General features: G+C 34.4%; 22 protein-coding genes, 1 tRNA gene and 1 CRISPR repeat array (1 of these 24 running past the window's edge). Of the genes, 12 read left to right on the forward strand and 11 right to left on the reverse strand.

The window, feature by feature from the left end; translation table 11 throughout:
- Nucleotides 1-518: 518 nt before the first annotated feature.
- The 7 genes from QZ114_RS06065 to QZ114_RS06095 all read right to left on the reverse strand — a co-directional run bounded on the left by QZ114_RS06065 (nucleotide 519) and on the right by QZ114_RS06095 (nucleotide 5,725).
- Nucleotides 519-872, reverse strand: a complete 354-nt coding sequence (locus tag QZ114_RS06065) for a type II toxin-antitoxin system RelE/ParE family toxin (protein WP_295500936.1) — start codon at nucleotides 870-872, stop codon at nucleotides 519-521.
- Nucleotides 862-1,146: a type II toxin-antitoxin system RelB/DinJ family antitoxin gene (locus QZ114_RS06070; protein WP_295500939.1), complete on the reverse strand. Its 285-nt coding sequence runs from the start codon at nucleotides 1,144-1,146 to the stop codon at nucleotides 862-864. Before QZ114_RS06070 ends, QZ114_RS06065 begins: the two co-directional genes overlap by 11 nt.
- Nucleotides 1,147-1,601: 455 nt before the next feature.
- Nucleotides 1,602-3,050 carry a MobV family relaxase gene (mobV, locus tag QZ114_RS06075; RefSeq protein ID WP_295500941.1) on the reverse strand — a complete coding sequence of 483 codons (1,449 nt, stop codon included), beginning with the start codon at nucleotides 3,048-3,050 and terminating at the stop codon, nucleotides 1,602-1,604.
- Between the two features lie 282 nt (nucleotides 3,051-3,332).
- Nucleotides 3,333-4,178: a replication initiation protein gene (locus QZ114_RS06080; RefSeq protein ID WP_295500944.1), complete on the reverse strand. Its 846-nt coding sequence runs from the start codon at nucleotides 4,176-4,178 to the stop codon at nucleotides 3,333-3,335.
- Between the two features lie 292 nt (nucleotides 4,179-4,470).
- Nucleotides 4,471-5,112, reverse strand: a complete 642-nt coding sequence (locus QZ114_RS06085; protein ID WP_295500946.1) for a hypothetical protein — start codon at nucleotides 5,110-5,112, stop codon at nucleotides 4,471-4,473.
- Between the two features lie 5 nt (nucleotides 5,113-5,117).
- Nucleotides 5,118-5,441: a replication initiator protein A gene (locus QZ114_RS06090; protein WP_295500949.1), complete on the reverse strand. Its 324-nt coding sequence runs from the start codon at nucleotides 5,439-5,441 to the stop codon at nucleotides 5,118-5,120.
- Between the two features lie 5 nt (nucleotides 5,442-5,446).
- Nucleotides 5,447-5,725 carry a hypothetical protein gene (locus QZ114_RS06095; protein WP_050261429.1) on the reverse strand — a complete coding sequence of 93 codons (279 nt, stop codon included), beginning with the start codon at nucleotides 5,723-5,725 and terminating at the stop codon, nucleotides 5,447-5,449.
- A gap of 142 nt (nucleotides 5,726-5,867) precedes the next feature.
- Between QZ114_RS06095 and QZ114_RS06100 the strand changes: the two genes are divergently transcribed.
- Together QZ114_RS06100 and QZ114_RS06105 are read left to right on the forward strand one after the other, a co-directional pair.
- Nucleotides 5,868-6,410 carry a helix-turn-helix transcriptional regulator gene (locus tag QZ114_RS06100; protein WP_050261428.1) on the forward strand — a complete coding sequence of 181 codons (543 nt, stop codon included), beginning with the start codon at nucleotides 5,868-5,870 and terminating at the stop codon, nucleotides 6,408-6,410.
- A gap of 87 nt (nucleotides 6,411-6,497) precedes the next feature.
- Nucleotides 6,498-7,655, forward strand: a complete 1,158-nt coding sequence (locus QZ114_RS06105; RefSeq protein WP_295500956.1) for a site-specific integrase — start codon at nucleotides 6,498-6,500, stop codon at nucleotides 7,653-7,655.
- 104 nt (nucleotides 7,656-7,759) lie between these two features.
- Here QZ114_RS06105 and QZ114_RS06110 read toward each other — a convergent pair whose 3' ends face one another.
- The gene (locus QZ114_RS06110) at nucleotides 7,760-8,002 is read right to left on the reverse strand and encodes a type B 50S ribosomal protein L31 (RefSeq protein ID WP_000710764.1); all 243 of its coding nucleotides are present in this window, start codon (nucleotides 8,000-8,002) and stop codon (nucleotides 7,760-7,762) included.
- A gap of 92 nt (nucleotides 8,003-8,094) precedes the next feature.
- Nucleotides 8,095-9,033: a bifunctional oligoribonuclease/PAP phosphatase NrnA gene (locus tag QZ114_RS06115; RefSeq protein ID WP_295500959.1), complete on the reverse strand. Its 939-nt coding sequence runs from the start codon at nucleotides 9,031-9,033 to the stop codon at nucleotides 8,095-8,097.
- Between the two features lie 103 nt (nucleotides 9,034-9,136).
- Between QZ114_RS06115 and QZ114_RS06120 the strand changes: the two genes are divergently transcribed.
- The 6 genes from QZ114_RS06120 to QZ114_RS06145 all read left to right on the forward strand — a co-directional run bounded on the left by QZ114_RS06120 (nucleotide 9,137) and on the right by QZ114_RS06145 (nucleotide 11,234).
- On the forward strand, nucleotides 9,137-9,580 hold the full coding sequence (locus QZ114_RS06120; RefSeq protein ID WP_061864137.1) for a flavodoxin: 444 nt from the start codon (nucleotides 9,137-9,139) through the stop codon (nucleotides 9,578-9,580).
- A gap of 113 nt (nucleotides 9,581-9,693) precedes the next feature.
- The gene (locus QZ114_RS06125) at nucleotides 9,694-9,960 is read left to right on the forward strand and encodes a chorismate mutase (RefSeq protein ID WP_000362433.1); all 267 of its coding nucleotides are present in this window, start codon (nucleotides 9,694-9,696) and stop codon (nucleotides 9,958-9,960) included.
- Nucleotides 9,957-10,331 (forward strand): fluoride efflux transporter CrcB, encoded by a 375-nt coding sequence (gene crcB / locus QZ114_RS06130; protein WP_000712091.1) that lies wholly within the window; start codon nucleotides 9,957-9,959, stop codon nucleotides 10,329-10,331. Before QZ114_RS06125 ends, crcB (QZ114_RS06130) begins: the two co-directional genes overlap by 4 nt.
- Nucleotides 10,325-10,654 (forward strand): fluoride efflux transporter CrcB, encoded by a 330-nt coding sequence (gene crcB / locus QZ114_RS06135; RefSeq protein ID WP_295500970.1) that lies wholly within the window; start codon nucleotides 10,325-10,327, stop codon nucleotides 10,652-10,654. Before crcB (QZ114_RS06130) ends, crcB (QZ114_RS06135) begins: the two co-directional genes overlap by 7 nt.
- A gap of 118 nt (nucleotides 10,655-10,772) precedes the next feature.
- Nucleotides 10,773-11,120 carry a 50S ribosomal protein L19 gene (rplS, locus tag QZ114_RS06140; protein WP_001068669.1) on the forward strand — a complete coding sequence of 116 codons (348 nt, stop codon included), beginning with the start codon at nucleotides 10,773-10,775 and terminating at the stop codon, nucleotides 11,118-11,120.
- A gap of 42 nt (nucleotides 11,121-11,162) precedes the next feature.
- Nucleotides 11,163-11,234, forward strand: a tRNA-Arg gene (locus QZ114_RS06145).
- Between the two features lie 375 nt (nucleotides 11,235-11,609).
- Here QZ114_RS06145 and QZ114_RS06150 read toward each other — a convergent pair.
- The gene (locus QZ114_RS06150; RefSeq protein WP_295500994.1) at nucleotides 11,610-11,798 is read right to left on the reverse strand and encodes a hypothetical protein; all 189 of its coding nucleotides are present in this window, start codon (nucleotides 11,796-11,798) and stop codon (nucleotides 11,610-11,612) included.
- 762 nt (nucleotides 11,799-12,560) lie between these two features.
- Entirely contained in the window at nucleotides 12,561-12,740 is a 180-nt protein-coding gene (locus QZ114_RS06155; protein WP_295500997.1) for a hypothetical protein, read from the reverse strand.
- A 551-nt stretch (nucleotides 12,741-13,291) separates the two neighbouring features.
- Between QZ114_RS06155 and cas9 the strand changes: the two genes are divergently transcribed.
- The 4 genes from cas9 to csn2-St all read left to right on the forward strand — a co-directional run bounded on the left by cas9 (nucleotide 13,292) and on the right by csn2-St (nucleotide 19,111).
- Nucleotides 13,292-16,657: a type II CRISPR RNA-guided endonuclease Cas9 gene (gene cas9 / locus QZ114_RS06160; protein ID WP_295501001.1), complete on the forward strand. Its 3,366-nt coding sequence runs from the start codon at nucleotides 13,292-13,294 to the stop codon at nucleotides 16,655-16,657.
- A gap of 177 nt (nucleotides 16,658-16,834) precedes the next feature.
- The gene (gene cas1, locus QZ114_RS06165; protein ID WP_295501004.1) at nucleotides 16,835-17,743 is read left to right on the forward strand and encodes a type II CRISPR-associated endonuclease Cas1; all 909 of its coding nucleotides are present in this window, start codon (nucleotides 16,835-16,837) and stop codon (nucleotides 17,741-17,743) included.
- Between the two features lie 4 nt (nucleotides 17,744-17,747).
- Nucleotides 17,748-18,071, forward strand: a complete 324-nt coding sequence (gene cas2, locus QZ114_RS06170; RefSeq protein ID WP_001268300.1) for a CRISPR-associated endonuclease Cas2 — start codon at nucleotides 17,748-17,750, stop codon at nucleotides 18,069-18,071.
- Nucleotides 18,068-19,111 (forward strand): CRISPR-associated protein Csn2-St, encoded by a 1,044-nt coding sequence (gene csn2-St, locus QZ114_RS06175; protein ID WP_295501007.1) that lies wholly within the window; start codon nucleotides 18,068-18,070, stop codon nucleotides 19,109-19,111. The genes cas2 and csn2-St overlap by 4 nt, the downstream gene beginning before the upstream one ends.
- 69 nt (nucleotides 19,112-19,180) lie before the next feature.
- A CRISPR array of direct repeats spans nucleotides 19,181-20,132; the repeat unit is 36 nt; unit sequence GTTTTTGTACTCTCAAGATTTAAGTAACTGTACAAC (it continues 998 nt past the right edge of the window).

Consider the following 20,132-nt stretch of genomic DNA (forward strand, 5'->3'; position numbering starts at 1 on the left):
AAAAGGACTTAGCCCTGTACAATACAGAACTAAATCCTTTGCTTAAATTAATTGTCTAACTTTTTGGGGTCAGTACAGTATCTTTACCTTTTTTTGTTATCCTTTTAAAATTTTGTAAGTTCATAAAAAGTTACTAGTCAAAAAGAGTATTCTCATGAATAAGATTAGCCAACAATTTTACAAAGTTTGTAATAATCATTGGACGAGGAAAATGAGGATATAAATTGGATAAGATAGACTAGGAATTTGACTTGTGCTACGTATCATTTATTAGAAGTTATTATTGGATTACAATGCTGAAAACAAAAAAGAACAGTCGAAACTGTTCCTTTTAAAATTATTTGAGACCGTATTTTACAAAGGTATACTCTGTAATGTTTAAATCCTTATTAAATCAACGTTTCTAAAGGGAAAGTAGCTGTAAAATATTATATATATAGCGTATTGTTAAACCAAGACGGTACCAAAAAGGTACCAAAAATTAAGGTTTCGGAGCTTATAAAATAAAGAAAGATGTCTCAATCAGTTGAGCTTTTTTTATTGCCTTTTTGTAGCAAAGTGACATAGTCGCTCTTTGTGTGGAATAGGTGAGATAAGAAAACAGTGTTTCGGTTTTGGTCGATGAAGTAAAGCAAAACATATTGGTCAATAATTTTTCCTCGTGTGGGATACTTACTGTTAATCTTTACTCCGATTTTCTCATCAGCGTCAAAACCTGCTTCAGGAAAGATTTCTAAACTTTTTAAGCTGTCTAAAATTTTAGCTACAGTATTTTTGGCAGATTGAGGGGATAGAAGTACCGTAGCTATATAGTCGTGTATATTGTCGATAGCTTGCTCGACCTCTTTTGAAGCAATCACTTTATAAGCCATAGCGTACCCTCATATTGTCTAGGGAAGTTCCTTCCCCTGCCTCGTATTCTCTCAAGGCACGTTCAGACTGGACTTGTAATTCTTCAATCAACTGCTCTCTATGTAGATCTTTGGCCGTCTTAATAGGGAAATCTTGCTCCAGGACTATTTGCTCCACAAATAAAGAAATAGCATCTGTCATTGTCATTCCCTTTTCCTTGATAATAGCTCTAGCTTGTTCCATTGTTACTTCATTTATTTTAAAATTGTATTGTTTAGCAAGTGATGTAGCCATGACATATCTCCAATCTATATCTTGTATAGCTAGTATATATCTTTTATACTTTTTAGGCAAGAAAAAACTCTTGAATATAATCCAAGAGTGAAACAAATAGGACCAGTGGTGGAGCGGGTTCTTTACAGCATAAATCTGAAGGCAGTACCTAACCTGTACTTAAAACAAGTACCTTTGAGCAAACTGTTACCAGTCACCCGACAAACATCCTATCCTTAGTTATAGTTTAGGATAAATAAGAGAGAATGTCAATAATAATTTTTATTAACTTAGAAGTTTGTAATATTTGACTTTTCCTTAATTGATTTATTCCAATTTCCTTTTGACAACAAGTAACCTATGACTTCTTATTCCTGTTGTAATCGGTCGGCAGCTTTTCAGCCTGCCGACACGACCCAACTAGTCTAATTCGTCATAGCTTGCTGTCAAAAGTTTTCTCGGCATAAAGAGGTTGTTCAGCGTTCTAGAGTTTGTTCGTAGATTTTTTTGATGACTTTGACAGCACTAACAAGTTTAATAGGTTTGAAAGTATTAAGTTGTTTTGTAAGGTTTTTGAATTCCTTTTGTTTCATGTAGTTTTGAGCCTGGTTTCGCCATACTCCAAGCTTTCTGCTAGCTATATTTAGACGGTCACGAAGTTGTGAAATTTTATTTTTCAAGCTATTGTTTTCAATTTCTAAAATTCGTTTTTGATTTTTAGTTTCTCGAAGTTCGTCTAATATCTCATTTTTATTACTTGCTACATTTCTCAGTATATTCAATTCCTTGTTTTGTTGCTGGATAGTGTGTGACAGTCTGCGGTTCTCGTAGAAGTGTTGGATCACAGATTTTATTAAATTATTGAGTGTTTCAGGGGAGAGTTTAATTTTTCCATCGAGAGTTTGTTTGCCTATTGTTCCATTTTCAATTTGACTGATATTCAGTCCTTCGAAATTTTGATATTTTTGAAGGTACTCTCGAAGTTGCTTGGTCAGTTCGTTGATAGTACCTTGTTTTGTCTTTATATCTTGGTTCATACTATCAATTGTTTCAGTTTTACTACCTATGATGCTGTCTACGATATCTAGATCTTCTTTTTTAGTATCAATTTCTTTTTCAAGATGTGATAGTGTATCTTGTTTTTCATTTAGAGCATGATCTAGGTTAGATAGCATTTTATTTTTTTCTTCGTCTATAATTTTTAGTTCTTCGTCAACCATTTTTAAATCGTTAACTTTATTTGTCAAAGCTTTATTCATTTGATTTAGTTCGCTGTTAAATTCTATTATTTTATCGAATTTTTCGTCAATTTGTTTTTCGATTTTTTGAAGAACCTCTTGCTTGTCCTTGTATTCCTGTGTTGATAAATGTTTTTTTGTACTATCAAGTTCTCCTCGTTGGAGATGAAAACCATATTGAGATAAATACTTGGGGAGTTCATCTTGGATTTTTTTCAACTCTTCACGATTAAAAATTGATTTGGACGATAACTTTCCTTGCTTCATTGGTACAATTCCCATGTGCATGTGTGGTGTGTTTTCGTCTAGGTGAACACTAGCATAGGCAATATTTTCTAAACCATAGTTTTCAGCGAAATAATTTTTAGAAGTTTCAAAAAATCTTCTTGTCTCCTCGGGAGTAAGTTTAGCAAAAAAATCTTTATCAGATGTTATAATCCATTCATCGCAGAGAACGGCATCTTTTCGAATAGCTCGTTTAGAAATTTTGTTCTCGTCTATGTAGTTTTTAATTTGCTTTTCGTACGACAGAGAGCGGTCTCTATCTGTCAATTCATAGTTTAAATGTGAGCGTTCAATATCAATATCCTTGTTACTGTGTTGCTTAAAAATACGTTCATTGTGTCTGTAAGCTCCACCTAAATTACCTGATTTGTACTTTGTCATTCTGGCTACAACGTAACTCATAATTCGTCCTTTCTCGGCTCAAAGGGTCGCCGAGCGTGTGGCTAAAAATTGCCACACATAAGCAAGCCCTTATGCGGTGTTCTTTACTGAGAACGGCACTACTTCCAAGTAAAGTATAACGCACTATACTTTACCTCCGGGAAAGTGTGCGGTCTCCGACGGTTTTGCTCTCTCGAAAGAGAGCAATCGGACTGTCGAAACAGTCCGATGAAAAGAGAAGTTCGAGCCACAAACTTCTCTTTTTGTTTCGCTCCGAAGAGCGAAAGGCATTCCGAAGAATGCCTAACGACCCCCATAAAAAGCAAGTTGTTTTTCTAGTTTGGGTCGTTCTTTATGTAACAGATTTTTCATCAATTGCAAATAATCAGTATCGGAAGTTTGATGAGTTTCCAAAATTTTCTTGTATTTACTTCTAGTGTTTTTGCTGACTTTATTCCAGATTCCTTTATCACGTGTTAAAGCTAATAGATAAAGTTGTGTTTCAATTCCTAGAGTTTCAAAATAAAACGGTTTGAATATAATAGTGTCAATAACCTCAAAAATATTTTCAACGGAGCGACTTCGTAACTGGAATTCTAATCTCCACCAATGTTCATATTGTTGTGCGTTTTGTCGTTCATCTTCACTTCCGTTCGTCAGTTGTTCAACTTTTTTATCGTATAGTCGAATTTGTTTTTCTGACCTTGAAGCTCCTAGATATTTCGTTTCAAGCTTACCATTTTTGTCTCTCCATTCTTTTGTTGCAGTAGGCCGTCCCTTCTTTTCTAAAATGAATTCACTACAATCAAGATTAAAAAAATCAAAAGCTAAGTCAGCTCGAGTGATTGAAATATCTTCGAGATATGGTATAATCTTATTAAGAATTTCAGTATCAACTGTTCGGAGTTTGTTAGGATTAAACTCCATTCGGAAAGGGCGAGCATTTCGAGCTTGTCCTTTTAGTTTATCATACTCTAAATGGAGGATAACTTGCCCCCCAGACTTGGTATAGGCTTGAAACATATCTGTCATAGCTTTTTGAGTGATGATTGCAATATGGTTGCTAACTAATTTTTTAAAATTATTGAAACTACTGTGGCGTATTTCAGCAGTTATAGTAATATTATCTAAACTAACTTTTAAATCCAAATAAACCTCCTTTCTTTTAGAGGTCGCCTATCGGCGCCTCTTTTTTGTCTGCGTAAAGACCTCCGTAAAATGACATTCTTGGGGGAGCAACCCCAAGCCGACTTCGTCGGACCATTTTCATTTTGCTACGGTCAAACTTGCCAAAAAATGGGTGTAGTAAAATCCCACGAAATGGGAACATAGCGTGCTGTTAGAAGCGCACGCGTTATAAATTTTGAGGAAGCTCAAAAACTTAGTCTCAAAATCTCATTTTCAAAATATTTTCATAGCTGTTTTCATAACTGTTTTAGGACTAGAAATTTTGTAAATCTGGAACAGATTTTTGAAAAAGAACAACTCTTTCAATCAAAAATATTTTTTGGATTTTCTCAATGATATCTTCAGGAGGAATTTGCTTGTTCTTCTTGTATTTAAAGAATCGGTCTTTAGCCTTTTTGATTTCTCCTAAATTGTCAGACACATCAGCAAACAGTAACTCATTCAGTTCAAACCAACGTAGTTCAGACTGTTTACGGACAACCTCGAAGTTTCTCCAAAAACGTCTACCCTCATCTAGTTTTTCTGCCTTAGCGAAAATATGAGCTCTTTCTAGTTTGCGTTGCTTACGTGGGATAAAACTCCCTAAATCTTCAATTCCAACATCTGCAAAAATTTCCCCATCTTTAACAACAATAGGAAACCTTAGAGTTTTCAGTTTATTATTTGAAACAAGCTCTAGAAACTCACTCAATGTCGTTTTATAGTCCAGTTTATATCTTAAGAAAGCTGGCTTTAGCAATATAAAAAAATCAGGTGTTTTAGATGCGAAAGACAATAAGGTGTCTTTATCAATATCTTTATAATCGCATGATAAGAATGCGACTTGCCTATTATTAAGCCAGTTTTCTATAATGTTTTTTTGCTCGGTGTCATCACTAAAATAGATTGTCAACATTCTTTCTATAACTCCCTCACATAAATTCTATCAGGTAGATGAAGTAGAGGATTGTGTTTGTAAACTGTAATCAAGTCAGCAATCTGTAAACGATATTTCAAGTTAGTTATTCTTGATGTACTAAATCCAAACATTCCAGCGAGTTCTTCCCTTGTGTAAGCAAGATAAATTTCTCCATCATCATCTACCCATCCCATTTCAATAGCTTCTTCTCTTTTGCTGAGAAGAAGTATATAAAAAATTATTGCATAAGGGGATAGATCTCTGTATTCTTCCTCGAACAATAATGCTTTAGGAAGATAGTAGTAATAATCGTCATCGTAATTCATATATCTCACCTCTCATATTGTTGTAACCATTTTCTGACTTGGTGTTTATCGTAGAGTGTGACCCCATCAACAACAATATGAGGCATTCCTGCCTTTTGCCATTTAACAATAGTTGTATTTGATACATCAAGCCAACGGCAGAGACCAGCCATGCGTATCATTGGTTTGTAAAGTTCTTGTTCCGTAAAAGCTTTTTCAATAGCTTCTTGAACCATACCATCGTAGCGTGCAAGTAATTGCTTTTCTGTAATCTTAGGAAGATTGATAGTGAATTGTTCTTGCATAGTTTTACCTCTTTCTTTATTTTGTAAGCTCCGACATACTCGTTTTTGAGTACATCTGTATTATATACTCTAAAACGAGTAAAGTCAAGTTGTTTTTTCTCTTATTTGAGTAAATGTGTTAGAATAGTAGTGGAGGTAGAAAATGGATAACAATGATTTGCTTTTTAGGAAACCACCTAACAGACTGGAAAAACTTATGGAAAATCATGGGGTTACTTTGAAAGAGGTTAGTGAAAATACGGGTATACCTATAACTACACTTTCTGGATATAAAAAAAATCAGCGTGCTCCTAAAAAAAATAATGCAGAGATACTTGCTGAGTATTTCGGTGTCTCGGTTGCTTATTTGATGGGGCTTGATGATGTTCCTAGTAGAGATAGTGGCATTCTTCATAGCCCTAAAGAGGATTTAGAAGAGACAATAAAATTGATGTTTGATTTAGGGAGAGAGGAAGGATTTTCAGAAGAGTTCTTGATAGAATTGACAGACAGGGTATTTAAATCACATCCTAGCCAAAAGTGGATTGAGTATACGAAAGCCATCGAGCCAATAAAATTAGAGATAGCCGAGTGGCAAGAAAAAGAGACCGAATTACAAGAGCAATTAGAGACGGTGCAGTCTCACATAAACAGATTGAAGAATCAAATTAGGAAGATAGAAAGACAATATTATCCAGATTTTTAATCGATTTCCCCAAAATAAGAGTAAATAGCTCTCTAATTTCTTTATTTTGTAAGCTCCGAAACCTTAAAAAATAAAGGAGAAATTAGAATGTCTATTATTAAATATAAGGCTAAAAAGTCTAAATCAGGGTATCTTTATAAGGTCAGAATCTACAGGGTGATTGATGGCAAACGTAAAGACTTCTTTAAAGGCGGTTTTAAGAGCCGTAGAGAAGCTAGACAGTATGAAGCTATGATTTACCACAAAAAAGCGTCAGGAGACCTCTCAGGGTTTCTGAGAGCTTCTGAGAGATGTTTTGATGAAGTTTTTGAGGAATGGTTCAAAACTTATCAAAACACAGTAGAGAGGACGACAAGCGTCCGTACAGATGATTTGTTTAGAATTCATATCTTGCCAGTTCTTGGAAAGGTGAAAATTTCCAAAATTACTCCTTGGCAATGTCAGGACTTTATTACCGAAAAAGGTCAGACTTTTAGGAATATCAAACAGGTCAAATCTTACACTAGTCAAGTGTTTGATTTTGCTTTGAAAATGAAATTGATTACAGACAACCCAATGAAACAAGTGATACTCCCAAAAAGAGAGCTAAAGAAGTCAGATAACTTCTTTAGCGTTGAGGAGTTGCATGAGTTTTTAGACATTATTAAAGCAGAAGAGCCTTATAAAAACTATGCCTTATTTCGTTTGTTAGCTTATAGTGGCTTAAGGAAAGGGGAGCTGTATTCTTTGAGGTGGTCTGATATTGATTTTGATAATCAATTACTTTCTATCAGCAAAAATCTAGGTAGAATCAAAGGGAAAGCAGTTGAGAAAAGCACCAAAAACAAGTTTTCAATACGGCAAATTCCTTTAGATACTGAGACAGTCTCGATTTTGAAAGAGTGGAAACAAAAGAGCAGAAAAGAAAAGGGGCAACTGTCAGTTACCCCATTGATTGATAGTGATTACATGTTTACGTTTGTTGGCCGAGATGGAAAGATAGAGCCTTTATATCAGGACTATATCAATAGTGTTCTAAAGCGCATTATTAGGAAACATGACTTGAAGAAGATAACTCCTCATGGCTTCAGACATACTCATGCAACCTTGATGATTGAAGTAGGGGTTGACCCTGTCAATGCGGCTAAAAGGTTAGGGCATGCAAGTAGTCAGATGACTCTGGATACTTATAGCCATTCTACAGTAGCAGGAGAGAAGAAAGCTATCACAAAATTTGTAGATTATCTGGATAGTGCAAAAGGTTAGTTTTCCAAGACGGTACCAAAAACGGTACCAAAAACAAAAAAAGCCAATTCCAACTTCTTGGAAAAGGCTTTGTATCAACGTTTTTAAGCAATAAATGCGGTTGATTATTTGAGACCGTATTTTTTGTTGAAACGATCCACACGTCCATCTGCTTGAGTGAACTTTTGACGTCCAGTGTAGAATGGGTGTGAGTCTGATGAAATTTCCACACGGATCAATGGGTAAGTTTCGCCTTCGAACTCAACTGTTTCGTTAGAGCGTTTTGTTGAACCGCTAAGGAATTGGTAACCAGTAGTTGTGTCCATGAAGACAACTGGGCGATATTCTGGATGGATATCTTTTTTCATTTTGCAATATTTCCTTTCTGCCATGGTCTCTTTGCGAGCCATAGATTGTTACCATACTAGTCTATCAAATTCTAATGAGTTTGACAAGTCTTTTACTTGTTTTTAAGCAAGTTTTTTAACTTTTGGTAGATGATTTCGTTTTCTTCCAAACTATAGGAGTTCGCACCACTTGCTAGAGGATGGCCACCACCATCATGTTCTTTAGCAATTTCATTAATTGGATGAATTTTACTCCGTAGACGGACACGGTAGTGACCATCCGCTTGTTCGACAAAAATTCCCCAGAGACTCACACTGTCAATACGTCCAGGTGCTCCGACAATGGCTGCTGTTTCAGCATCTGTAACATTGTAATTTTGTAAGACTTCTTGGCTAAGAATAATACGGGCTGCACCATTTTCATCTACTTCCAAATGGTCGTAGATATAGCCTTGCAATTTAGCAATCTTGTAGCTCATGGTATCCATTTTACGCGTTAGGGCAGCAAAGTCAAAGTCATGATTTCTAAGATAGGCAGCAAGTTGGAGCGTACGGGCACTAGTTGAAGGATGGAGGAAACGCCCAGTGTCACCAACAATTCCGGCAAAGAGCAATTCTGCAGCTTGATTGGACAAGGCCAGTTGGGTTGTTTGGGCAAATAGGGTAATCATCTCGCTAGCACTGCTTGAGTTAGTATCCACCCAAGATAGGTCACCGTATACATCATCATTTGGATGGTGGTCAATCTTAATGAGAAAATCACCTTGACGATAGCGCTTATCATCAATACGGGCAGTATTGGCTGTATCACAGACGATTACAAGAGCTCCTTGGTAGAGCTTGTCTTCAACGAGATCCATTTCCGCCATCCAAGTAAGAGTTGGTTCATCAAAACCAACGGCTTTGATGGTTTTTTCTGGGAAATGATGTTTGAGAAGAGCTTTCAAACCTACCTGACTTCCCAAGGCATCAGGGTCTGGTTTCATATGACGGTGAATGATAATCGTGTTGTATTCTTTGATTTTTTCTAAAATTTGCTGGCAAATGTCCATAAATAACCTCAATTCTTTCTCATTTCATTGTAGCACAAGAATTTTTATTTTTAAAATGAAAAAGATATGATATAATGGAGAAAGATAAATGGAGGAGGACGATATGGCATTAGCAAAAATTGTATTTGCCAGTATGACCGGTAATACCGAAGAAATTGCAGATATTGTAGCAGATAAATTACGTGAGTTAGGATTGGATGTTGATGTTGACGAATGTACAACGGTTGACGCTTCGGACTTTTTAGAAGCTGACATTGCTATCGTTGCAACTTATACTTATGGTGATGGCGAGTTGCCAGATGAGATGATGGACTTCTACGAAGATTTGGCGGATCTAAACTTAAGTGATAAAATCTATGGGGTTGTCGGTTCAGGTGATACCTTCTACGATGAATTCTGTAAAGCTGTTGATGACTTTGATACTGTATTTGCTTCAACAGGGGCAGAAAAAGGTTCAGAGAGTGTCAAAGTGGACCTCTCTGCTGAAGAAGAAGATATCGAGCGTTTGGAGCAATTCGCTGAAGAATTAGCTGCAAAAGTAGGATAGAATTTAGCTGTGCTGATTGTGTAAGTCAGTGCAGTTTTTATTCCTTGTTTTGGGTTTTACTAGCCTATTGACCAACTTTTTGATACAATGATTCAAATACTGGAGGAGACTATATGGATTTAGATATTATTCGCCAAGAAATTGATCAAATAGACGATCAGATTGTCAAACTGTTAGAAGAAAGAATGCACTTAGTTGAAGGGGTTGTCGCTTATAAGAAGGCTTCAGGGAAACCGATTTTAGATACCAAGAGAGAAGCAGTTATTTTTGAAAAGGTCAGAAATCGTGTAGAAGACAAGCGCTATCAGGAGACTATTGTCGCAACATTTTCGGACATACTCAAACGTTCGCGTGATTATCAGGATCAAAATATCAAATGAAAAAAGAACAATTTTATCCGCTAGGGATTTTTCTAGCTGCTATGTTGGGCGGACTTGTCCGCTACCTGGTTTCCACTTGGTTACCAGCCAGCCCTGATTTCCCCTTGGGCACCCTTCTTGTCAACTATCTAGGTATTTTCTGCTTGGTGTATCTTGTTAAGGGTTATTTAGTCTATAAGGGAACCAATAAAGGCGTTATTTTAGCACTGGGGACGGGCTTTTGTGGAGGCTTAACAACCTTTTCCAGTCTCATGCTTGATGCTGTGAAACTGCTTGATACAGGGCGTTATGTTAGCCTAGTTTTGTATCTCATTTTAAGCATGGGTGGAGGCCTGCTCCTGGCTTACTATTTGGGGAGGAAAAAATGGTAATCGTTTATCTTGCAATTGCTTGTGGGCTTGGAGCCCTGGTCCGGTATTTCTTTTCCCGCTATAACCAAGTTTCAAACTTGCCACTAGGAACGCTGATCGCAAATCTGTTGGGGTGTTTTTTGATTGGAGTTTTCTATAATCATGTGGAAGCCAAGGAAGTCTATGCTATTCTAGCAACAGGATTTTGCGGAGGTTTGACAACTTTTTCCACCTTGAATGATGAACTCCAAAGACTGATTGGTGACAAGAAGGTATTTTATAGCTATCTAGCTTTAACCTACTTTGGTGGTCTCCTTGCAATTTTTTTAGGAATTCTGCTATAAATTTCTTTACTTTTATCTAGAAATTTGGTAAACTGTATCTTGTGTGTAATGGACGCACAAAAATACAGTTTATCCGCTGAGGAAGGTTCCTCAAGATTGACAAAGATAGGAGAATAAAATGAATCCATTAATCCAAAGCTTGACTGAAGGTCAACTTCGTACAGATATCCCATCATTCCGTCCTGGTGACACTGTTCGCGTACACGCAAAAGTTGTCGAAGGTAACCGTGAACGTATCCAGATTTTTGAAGGTGTTGTTATCGCACGTAAAGGTGCTGGCATCTCAGAAAATTACACAGTTCGTAAAATCTCTAACGGTGTAGGTGTTGAGCGTATCTTCCCAATCCACACTCCACGTGTTGAAAAAATCGAAGTTGTTCGTTACGGTAAAGTACGTCGTGCGAAATTGTACTACTTGCGTGCTCTTCAAGGTAAGGCAGCTCGTATCAAAGAAATCCGTCGTTAATTCGACTAAAAAACTCTGCTCATTCAGCAGAGTTTTTATCTAGCTCCCTTAGTTCAATGGATATAACAACTCCCTCCTAAGGAGTAGTTGCAGGTTCGATTCCTGCAGGGGGCAGTAATTAGATATCAAAAACCGCTCAGCCGAGCGGTTTTCTTTTTACAGTACCCACGTACGGATGGCATGGGCAACGCCGGATTCATCGTTTGTTTTGGTAATGTATTTTGCGATTTTTTCTTGATTTAAAAAAATGTTCATTGAGTGATTGGAAATCAAAACTTAATTCTATTACTAAAAAAAGCATTTGTATCAAGAATAGGAAGTGAAAGAATGTTATATAGTAGATTGAAATAGAATATGAACAAATCGATTAGAGAATTCAATTCAAATTTCTAGCAAGGATTTAGAAGTTGTGTTGTCCTATTCTAGATTTAAAACACTATATTTTTATTAAAAATGGCATTTTGTTAAAAATAAAAACAGTGACCGAAATCACTGCTTATTTAGTTCCTGTGCGTATGCGGTCATGCTGATAGCGTGTTTTAGACGCATGTTCATAATATCTGATACACCGTTTTTATACTTGTCCACGGCCTGAATAGACATGCCACAGTTTTTGCTGATAGCATAGGCTGTGGCGTTGTCTAAAAGCCAGCGGATAGCTTCAATATCTACTGACATATATTACCTCGTAAAATACCAAATCGCAAATAGAAGTAGAACAAATCCAATAATAAATTCAACTTTTTCACGCTTGGTGGTTTTTCTAATTTTAAGATTTACTTTCATTGTTTTTCCTGTTATAATTTAAGTACACCCCCGAAGGGGTGGATAGTGATTTCTCACTATCCAAATTCTATGTGCCATTCAAAGCTGATTATAAATAAGTTTATTTTGACTACTAGCTTATTTGTTTTTGCTTTGAGTGGCTTCTTTTTGAACTTAAACATTTTGTTTTTCTTTCTACTAGTTTCCTCCTTAACCTTATGTACTTATTATACAACTAAAGTTGAATAAAATCAAGAGTTTTGATGAAGTTTTTTTGAAAAAATTTCGCCCTAAACTTGCCCCAAAAAACTTCCTTTTTTATATTTTTCAATCGTTTTTCTTTTTATAAAAACCATAAATAACAACAAATCAGAAAGAATGATATATACTATTATGTTTGCAGGGGGCAGTAATTAGATATCAAAAACCGCTCAGTCGAGCGGTTTTCTTTTTACAGTACCCATGTACGGATGGCGTGGGCAACACCAGATTCGTCGTTTGTTTTGGTAATGTATTTGGCGATTTTTTTATTTAAAAAAACGTGCTTTGAGAGATTAGAATTCAAAACTTAATTCTATTGTTCAAATAAAGATTTGTATCCAAAATAGAAAGTGAAAAAATGTTAGATTTTTACTAAAAACGGTATTTTGTTAAAAATAAAAACAGTGACCGGAATCACTGCTTATCAGTTGTAACAAATTCATAAAGTTTTTCCGCTGTGAGAAGTGCCATTTTGTCCATGCTTGTTTTTCCTTTTCTGAGATCAGAAACAGTAGTCCACGGAACTCCAGCACCTTGTGAAATTGCCGATGTAGACATCGAACTGTCTAACAATTCTTGAATAACTTTTCTCATCTTATTTGTCCTTTTTATTTTTTATATAAATATATACATTAATTGCAATTATAAAAATAGCTATTGTACTAACCATTGTTTTTCCTCATTTCGTTAAATAAATAGTGCTGTGATGGGATTGAAACTTAATCACTTAGTATTTCCCTATTCTTTTACTAGAATTTGGATTTACGCTTTTTATTTTTCCTACGACCGTTATTGCATTCTCTTTACTTGTGAAATTCGTTACTGTTTCAGGAATATTCTTTAGCACCGTTCCAAGTAAGCGAAGCCAATTTTTTGTTCAAGTTCCTTATCTTTATTATATAGTATCATGGTATACAAAGGAAGTCAAAAGTCTCGATAAAGGCTTTTAAAATAATTTTGGACTGAGTCTATCCCTGAAAATAATTTTTATATATTTATTTTTTGTACGGAATGATTGAAGTTAGGAGATTTAATTATCACAAAGATAGAGAAAAATGTTCCATATAATTGTAGATAATGATTTGATTTTTTAGGAAGTAAGGAGTAAAATTTAATTAATATGATGATTAGTTAGGAGTGTAATGATGAATGGTTTAGTTTTAGGTTTAGATATTGGTATTGCTTCCGTAGGTGTAGGTATTCTAAATAAAGATACTGGCGAGATTATTCATGCGAATTCTAGTCTTTTCCCAGCAGCAACTGCTGATAATAATGTTGAAAGAAGAAACAGTAGACAGGCTAGACGATTAAATCGCAGAAAAAAACACCGTGGTGTTCGACTTCATGATTTATTTGAAGATTATGATTTACTAACTGATTTTTCTAAGGTATCTATTAATCTAAATCCTTATCGGCTTCGTGTACAAGGATTGGATAATCCGTTAACAACTGAAGAGTTGTTTATTGCATTAAAGAATATAGTTAAGAGACGTGGTATCAGCTATTTAGATGATGCTTCTGAGGATGGTGGTGCAGTATCGTCTGATTATGGTAAGTCAGTTGAGGAAAATAGAAAATTACTTGCTGAAAAAACACCTGGTCAAATCCAACTAGAGCGTTTCGAAAAATATGGTCAGGTAAGAGGAGATTTCACTGTTGTGGAAAATGGTGAGAAACGCCGATTGATCAATGTTTTTTCAACATCTGCTTATAGAAAAGAAGCTGAACGAATTCTTAGAAAACAGCAAGAATTTAATAATCAGATTACGGATGAGTTTATAGCCGATTATTTAACAATCCTTACTGGTAAAAGAAAATATTATCATGGACCAGGTAATGAAAAATCACGAACGGATTATGGACGTTTTCGAACTAATGGTACTACCTTAGATAATATTTTTGGTATTTTAATCGGTAAATGTACATTTTATCCTGAGGAATACAGAGCTTCTAAAGCTTCCTATACTGCTCAAGAGTTTAACTTACTAAATGATTTAAATAATTTAACTGTTCCAACAGAAACCAAGAAACTGAGTGAGGAACAAAAGAAAACAATCATTGAATATGCGAAATCGGCGAAAACATTAGGAGCCTCAACCTTATTGAAGTACATTGCTAAAATGCTTGATGCTTCAGTAGATCAGATACGTGGTTACCGAGTTGATGTAAACAATAAACCTGAAATGCATACATTTGAAGTTTATCGGAAGATGCAATCGCTAGAAACAATTCCAGTTGGAGAATTGTCTAGAGAAATTCTAGATGAGCTTGCTCATATTTTAACTCTAAATACTGAACGAGAAGGTATAGAAGAAGCGATTAACACAAAGTTAAAGGGTTCTTTTAGTCAAGACCAAGTACTTGAATTGGTTCAATTTAGAAAAAATAATAGCAGTCTATTTAGTAAGGGATGGCATAATTTTTCTCTTAAACTCATGATGGAATTGATACCAGAACTCTATGAAACTTCAGAAGAGCAGATGACAATTCTAACACGATTGGGTAAACAAAAATCTAAAGAAACATCAAAAAGAACCAAGTATATTGATGAAAAAGAAGTAACAGAAGAAATCTATAATCCTGTGGTAGCAAAATCTGTCAGACAGGCCATAAAGATAATCAACGAAGCAACTAAAAAATATGGTATCTTTGATAATATTGTTATCGAAATGGCGCGAGAAAATAACGAAGAAGATGCTAAGAAAGATTATATAAAACGTCAAAAGGAAAACCATGATGAGAAAAATGCGGCTATGGAAAAAGCGGCGTTTCAATACAATGGTAAAAAAGAGTTACCAGATAGTATTTTTCATGGGCATAAGGAATTGGCTACTAAGATTCGTTTATGGCACCAGCAGGGAGAGAAGTGTCTCTATACTGGGAAGAATATTCCAATTTCAGATTTAATTCACAATCAGTACAAGTACGAAATTGACCATATTTTACCTCTTTCTTTATCGTTTGATGATGGTCTATCTAATAAAGTATTGGTTCTAGCTACAGCAAACCAGGAGAAGGGGCAGCGAACACCATTTCAGGCATTAGACAGTATGGATGATGCTTGGTCATATTGTGAGTTTAAATCATATGTAAAAGATTCTAAATTATTAGGTAATAAAAAGAAAGATTACCTTTTAACGGAAGAAGACATTAGTAAAATTGAAGTGAAGCAGAAATTCATCGAACGAAATTTAGTTGATACTCGATATTCCTCTCGCGTTGTTTTAAATGCTCTACAAGATTTTTATAAAGCTCATAAATTCGATACAACTATTTCGGTGGTACGTGGACAATTTACTTCTCAGCTAAGAAGAAAGTGGGGACTTGAAAAGTCTCGTGAAACCTACCATCATCATGCTGTGGATGCCTTAATTATTGCTGCTTCAAGTCAATTAAGGTTATGGAAAAAACAAGCTAATCCCCTAATTTCTTATAAAGAGGATCAATTTGTTGATTCAGAGACAGGCGAAATTATTTCGTTAACTGATGATCAATACAAAGAATTAGTATTTAAAGCACCTTACGCTCATTTTGTCGATACATTACGTAGCAAGAAGTTTGAAGATAGCATCCTATTTTCATATCAAGTGGATTCAAAATATAATAGAAAAATTTCAGATGCAACAATTTACGCAACAAGAAAAGCGAAATTAGATAAAGATAAATCTGAAGAAACTTATGTTTTAGGTAAGATTAAAGATATTTATAGCCAAGCAGGGTATGATGCTTTTATTAAAATTTACAATAAAGATAAGGGTAAATTCTTAATGTATCACAAAGATCCACAGACATTTGATAATGTAATAGAAGAAATTTTAAGTACCTATCCTTCTAAAGAGTTTAACGAGAAGAATAAAGAAGTTCCTTGCAATCCTTTTGAGAAATATAGACAAGAAAATGGACCAATCCGAAAATATAGCAGAAAAGGTAATGGTCCAGAAATTAAAAGTCTTAAATACTATGATAAAAATATTCCAGAATCATTTATTAATATAACTCCTTCTAATAGTAATAATAAAGTTATTCTTCGTCAATTATATCCTTGGAGAACAGATGTTTATTTTAATCCACAAATTGATAAATATGAGTTATTAGGATTAAAATATGCAGATTTACAATTTGAGAAAGAAACTGGGAAATATTCTATAACTATTGATAAATATAATGAAATTAAAGAAAAAGAAGGAGTGGATGAGCATTCAGAATTCAAATTTACCTTATATAAAAATGACTTACTTTTGATTAAGGATACCAAAAATAATGAAGAACAGATTTTTAGGTTTTTATCGAGAACAATGCCTAATAAAAAAAATTATGTCGAATTAAAGCCTTATGATAAAGGAAATTTTGAAGGTAAAGAAAGAATCAAAGTGTTTGATACTACATCTAATGGTCGCTGTTTTAAAGGATTGGGAAAGAAGGGACTCTCTATTTATAAAGTCAAAACAGATATTTTAGGTAATAAATATTTCATTAAAAAAGAGGGTGACAAACCAAAACTCAAATTTTAAAATATTTTTAAAAAAGAGTTGCAAACGCTTGTACAATGTATTATAATAGTAACTGCAAGGGACGCCTTGCACAGTTACTTAAATCTTGCAGAAGCTACAAAGATAAGGCTTCATGCCGAATTCAACACCCTGTCATTTATGGCTGGGTGTTTTCGTTTCGTGAAGGAGGAAAATACGATGACTTGGAGAATTGTGCATGTCTGTCAGAGCGAAAAAATGCAATTGAAGTTGGATAACCTTTTAATAAAGAAAATGGGTCAAGACTATGTTATCCCACTGAGTGATATTTCGATAATTGTAGCAGAAGGAGGGGAGACTGTTGTAACTTTAAGGTTATTAAGTGCTTTAAGTAAGCATAATATTGCCTTAATTGTCTGTGATAATGAACACTTGCCTACTGGAATTTATCATTCTCAAAATGGTCATTTTAGAGCCTATAAAAAATTACAGGAGCAATTATTGTGGACTCAGGAACAGAAAGACAAGTTGTGGCAGATAGTTACTTATTTCAAAATAAATAACCAGCAAGATGTTCTTGCAATGTTTGAGAAAAATATTGATTGCATTCAATTATTAGCAGACTATAAAGATCATATTGAATATGGAGATAAAACCAATCGTGAAGGTCATGCTGCTAAAGTTTATTTCAATGAATTATTTGGAAAGAAATTCGTACGTCTTACACAACAGGAAACGGATGTCATCAATGCTGGTCTAAATTATGGTTATGCTATCATGAGAGCACAGATGGCACGTATTATTTTTGGGTATGGGTTAAATCCCTTAATAGGAATTTTTCATAAGAATGAATATAATCAATTTAACTTGGTTGATGACCTAATGGAACCTTTTAGGCAAATTGTAGATGCTTGGGTCTATCAACATTTACGAGATGAGGAATATTTGAAATATGAGTTTCGACTTGCTTTAACAGATACACTGAACGCAAAGATTCGTTACGGTAAAGAAACGTGTTCAGTAACAGTAGCAATGGATAAGTATGTCAAAGGTTTTCTAAAATGTATCTCTGACAAGGATACTAGTAAATTTTACTGTCCAGTGGTTTCGAGTGTAGAATGGAGTTGAAGAAATGAGGTATGAAGCATTGAGATTATTGTGTTTTTTTGATTTACCGATGGAAACCAATCAAGAAAAGAGAGTCTATCGTAATTTTCGGAAGGATTTAATTGCCAATGGTTTTGAAATGTTGCAGTTTTCTGTCTATTATAGAACCTGTCCTAATCGAAGTTTTGCTAGTAAATTCTATAAAAAATTAAGTCAGAGTAATTTACCAAGTGGGAATGTTCGTTTGCTTGCAGTAACAGAGAAACAATTTTCTGAAATGGTTTTGATTATAGGTGGGAAGACAAAGCAAGAAGAAGTAGTCAGTGATAATAAGTTGGTAGTTATATGAAAATGAACATTAGTCATCCATATAAGGATAATATTTCATTAAGTTTTGGCCAATTTACTCAAATTGTAGGTCAAGATCAACAATTAAAATACTATATTTGGCAAATACTATTATGGTATTTTGGAGGAAAAAAATATAGTGAGGAAGATTTAGTTCTTTTTGAACAGAATGAACCTAAAATACTGATAGATGATACGGTTATTTCCCGTTCAGATTTTAATGTTATTCAAATATCCAATATCAATGATTTAATTGAACAAATGGAATATAAAAAAGGAACAGTAGCTTATGATTATATAAAGAAAAAGATTACTTCTATGGAGATAATGGAGCAAATCGAAAATATCAATGATAATCTAGATAGGATTTCACTTCTATTGAATCAGAAGTTGAATCTTCAAATAGATGATATTATCTATCATACTGAAGCAAAATATTTTAATGCAGATCAATTAATTCAAAAAAATTTTTTACCATACTTTGGAAAAAATGATAAAAATATATCCTTTGAGTTTGTAGATAATAAGATAAAGTTTTTATTATTTCTTTCAATGTTAGAAACTATGGTGATGAACAGTAATGAAAAGGTCTTGCTGGTGCTACGCAATATGGACGACTATCTATCTTACAATGAGTTTATTATGTGTTGCGAAAAAATGGAATTGTTAACCAATAAGTGTAACCTTCTCTATGTTATTTCTTTTCCTTCAAATGAGGGCTATCTTCATGTGACCAAAGAAGTAATGGAGGAGATAAATATCGTTTCTGAGTACATTGATAATCTTTATTCGTTAGAATTTATGTACGAACGATTTAGCAATCAATATCCAATAAATCAAATACCTAATGAGAAAGAATTTTTAATCTCTCTTAGAAAGATTGGGCCGTATTTATTTAGTTCAGAAATTCTTCATATGAGTTTATCTATAGAGGACCAAGTAGCATTGAAAATTCTGAATAATTTGTATCAGTATGAAATGAAAATAAAATTTCGTATTGAATCAATCAATCCAATGTTATTGAAATATTTGGAAGAATAGTATTGACGAGTTGGATCTAAGATTTTATAATGGTTTTGAGGGAACAAAATCCAAATTGACGAATTTGAGGTTTTTGTACTCTCAAGATTTAAGTAACTGTACAACTTTCTCTATAAACAACTCGTCAATGTCATTGTTTTTGTACTCTCAAGATTTAAGTAACTGTACAACAGTAGCCAACGAGGTTATTCAAGGGCTTTGGTTTTTGTACTCTCAAGATTTAAGTAACTGTACAACTCGCAGTCTTTGGTGAGTACAAACGTGGGTGTTTTTGTACTCTCAAGATTTAAGTAACTGTACAACCTTCACTAGAAGTATATTCGCCAGTCTCAGGTTTTTGTACTCTCAAGATTTAAGTAACTGTACAACCTCATCGATTGAGTAGCCCTCTTCTAACTGGTTTTTGTACTCTCAAGATTTAAGTAACTGTACAACGCAAGCCATCGGTTTGACTCCTGATAGCGAGTTTTTGTACTCTCAAGATTTAAGTAACTGTACAACGCTTCAGACATGTTGGCAACCATAGAGATAGTTTTTGTACTCTCAAGATTTAAGTAACTGTACAACATTCACGGATTGCATCTTTCTTCTTTTTGTGTTTTTGTACTCTCAAGATTTAAGTAACTGTACAACCAAACTCTTTAACCTTTTCATCATGAATAGGTTTTTGTACTCTCAAGATTTAAGTAACTGTACAACTATTTTCTTCTAAATAGCAACAAAGATTGTGTTTTTGTACTCTCAAGATTTAAGTAACTGTACAACCGATTTTACAGTACAATTTAACTTCTTCTGTTTTTGTACTCTCAAGATTTAAGTAACTGTACAACCTAGCTTGTGGGAGAAAGATAAAGGTTATGGTTTTTGTACTCTCAAGATTTAAGTAACTGTACAACCCTCCTGAAGCAACCTCTTCATGAAGTTTTGTTTTTGTACTCTCAAGATTTAAGTAACTGTACAACCTAGCTTGTGGGAAAAAGGTAAGGGCTATGGTTTTTGTACTCTCAAGATTTAAGTAACT

Origin of the sequence: uncultured Streptococcus sp. (assembly GCF_901875575.1) — a bacterium.
Lineage (GTDB): Bacteria > Bacillota > Bacilli > Lactobacillales > Streptococcaceae > Streptococcus.

What these genes read in the sequence shown, in the direction of transcription:
- QZ114_RS06065 (WP_295500936.1), bottom strand. Translation starts at nt 872, where the DNA reads ATGGCTTATAAAGTGATTGCTTCAAAAGAGGTCGAGCAAGCTATCGAC.
- QZ114_RS06070 (WP_295500939.1), bottom strand. Translation starts at nt 1,146, where the DNA reads ATGGCTACATCACTTGCTAAACAATACAATTTTAAAATAAATGAAGTA.
- mobV (WP_295500941.1), bottom strand. Translation starts at nt 3,050, where the DNA reads ATGAGTTACGTTGTAGCCAGAATGACAAAGTACAAATCAGGTAATTTA.
- QZ114_RS06085 (WP_295500946.1), bottom strand. Translation starts at nt 5,112, where the DNA reads ATGTTGACAATCTATTTTAGTGATGACACCGAGCAAAAAAACATTATA.
- QZ114_RS06090 (WP_295500949.1), bottom strand. Translation starts at nt 5,441, where the DNA reads ATGAATTACGATGACGATTATTACTACTATCTTCCTAAAGCATTATTG.
- QZ114_RS06095 (WP_050261429.1), bottom strand. Translation starts at nt 5,725, where the DNA reads ATGCAAGAACAATTCACTATCAATCTTCCTAAGATTACAGAAAAGCAA.
- QZ114_RS06100 (WP_050261428.1), top strand. Translation starts at nt 5,868, where the DNA reads ATGGATAACAATGATTTGCTTTTTAGGAAACCACCTAACAGACTGGAA.
- QZ114_RS06105 (WP_295500956.1), top strand. Translation starts at nt 6,498, where the DNA reads ATGTCTATTATTAAATATAAGGCTAAAAAGTCTAAATCAGGGTATCTT.
- QZ114_RS06110 (WP_000710764.1), bottom strand. Translation starts at nt 8,002, where the DNA reads ATGAAAAAAGATATCCATCCAGAATATCGCCCAGTTGTCTTCATGGAC.
- QZ114_RS06115 (WP_295500959.1), bottom strand. Translation starts at nt 9,033, where the DNA reads ATGGACATTTGCCAGCAAATTTTAGAAAAAATCAAAGAATACAACACG.
- QZ114_RS06120 (WP_061864137.1), top strand. Translation starts at nt 9,137, where the DNA reads ATGGCATTAGCAAAAATTGTATTTGCCAGTATGACCGGTAATACCGAA.
- QZ114_RS06125 (WP_000362433.1), top strand. Translation starts at nt 9,694, where the DNA reads ATGGATTTAGATATTATTCGCCAAGAAATTGATCAAATAGACGATCAG.
- crcB (WP_000712091.1), top strand. Translation starts at nt 9,957, where the DNA reads ATGAAAAAAGAACAATTTTATCCGCTAGGGATTTTTCTAGCTGCTATG.
- crcB (WP_295500970.1), top strand. Translation starts at nt 10,325, where the DNA reads ATGGTAATCGTTTATCTTGCAATTGCTTGTGGGCTTGGAGCCCTGGTC.
- rplS (WP_001068669.1), top strand. Translation starts at nt 10,773, where the DNA reads ATGAATCCATTAATCCAAAGCTTGACTGAAGGTCAACTTCGTACAGAT.
- QZ114_RS06150 (WP_295500994.1), bottom strand. Translation starts at nt 11,798, where the DNA reads ATGTCAGTAGATATTGAAGCTATCCGCTGGCTTTTAGACAACGCCACA.
- QZ114_RS06155 (WP_295500997.1), bottom strand. Translation starts at nt 12,740, where the DNA reads ATGAGAAAAGTTATTCAAGAATTGTTAGACAGTTCGATGTCTACATCG.
- cas9 (WP_295501001.1), top strand. Translation starts at nt 13,292, where the DNA reads ATGAATGGTTTAGTTTTAGGTTTAGATATTGGTATTGCTTCCGTAGGT.
- cas1 (WP_295501004.1), top strand. Translation starts at nt 16,835, where the DNA reads ATGACTTGGAGAATTGTGCATGTCTGTCAGAGCGAAAAAATGCAATTG.
- cas2 (WP_001268300.1), top strand. Translation starts at nt 17,748, where the DNA reads ATGAGGTATGAAGCATTGAGATTATTGTGTTTTTTTGATTTACCGATG.
- csn2-St (WP_295501007.1), top strand. Translation starts at nt 18,068, where the DNA reads ATGAAAATGAACATTAGTCATCCATATAAGGATAATATTTCATTAAGT.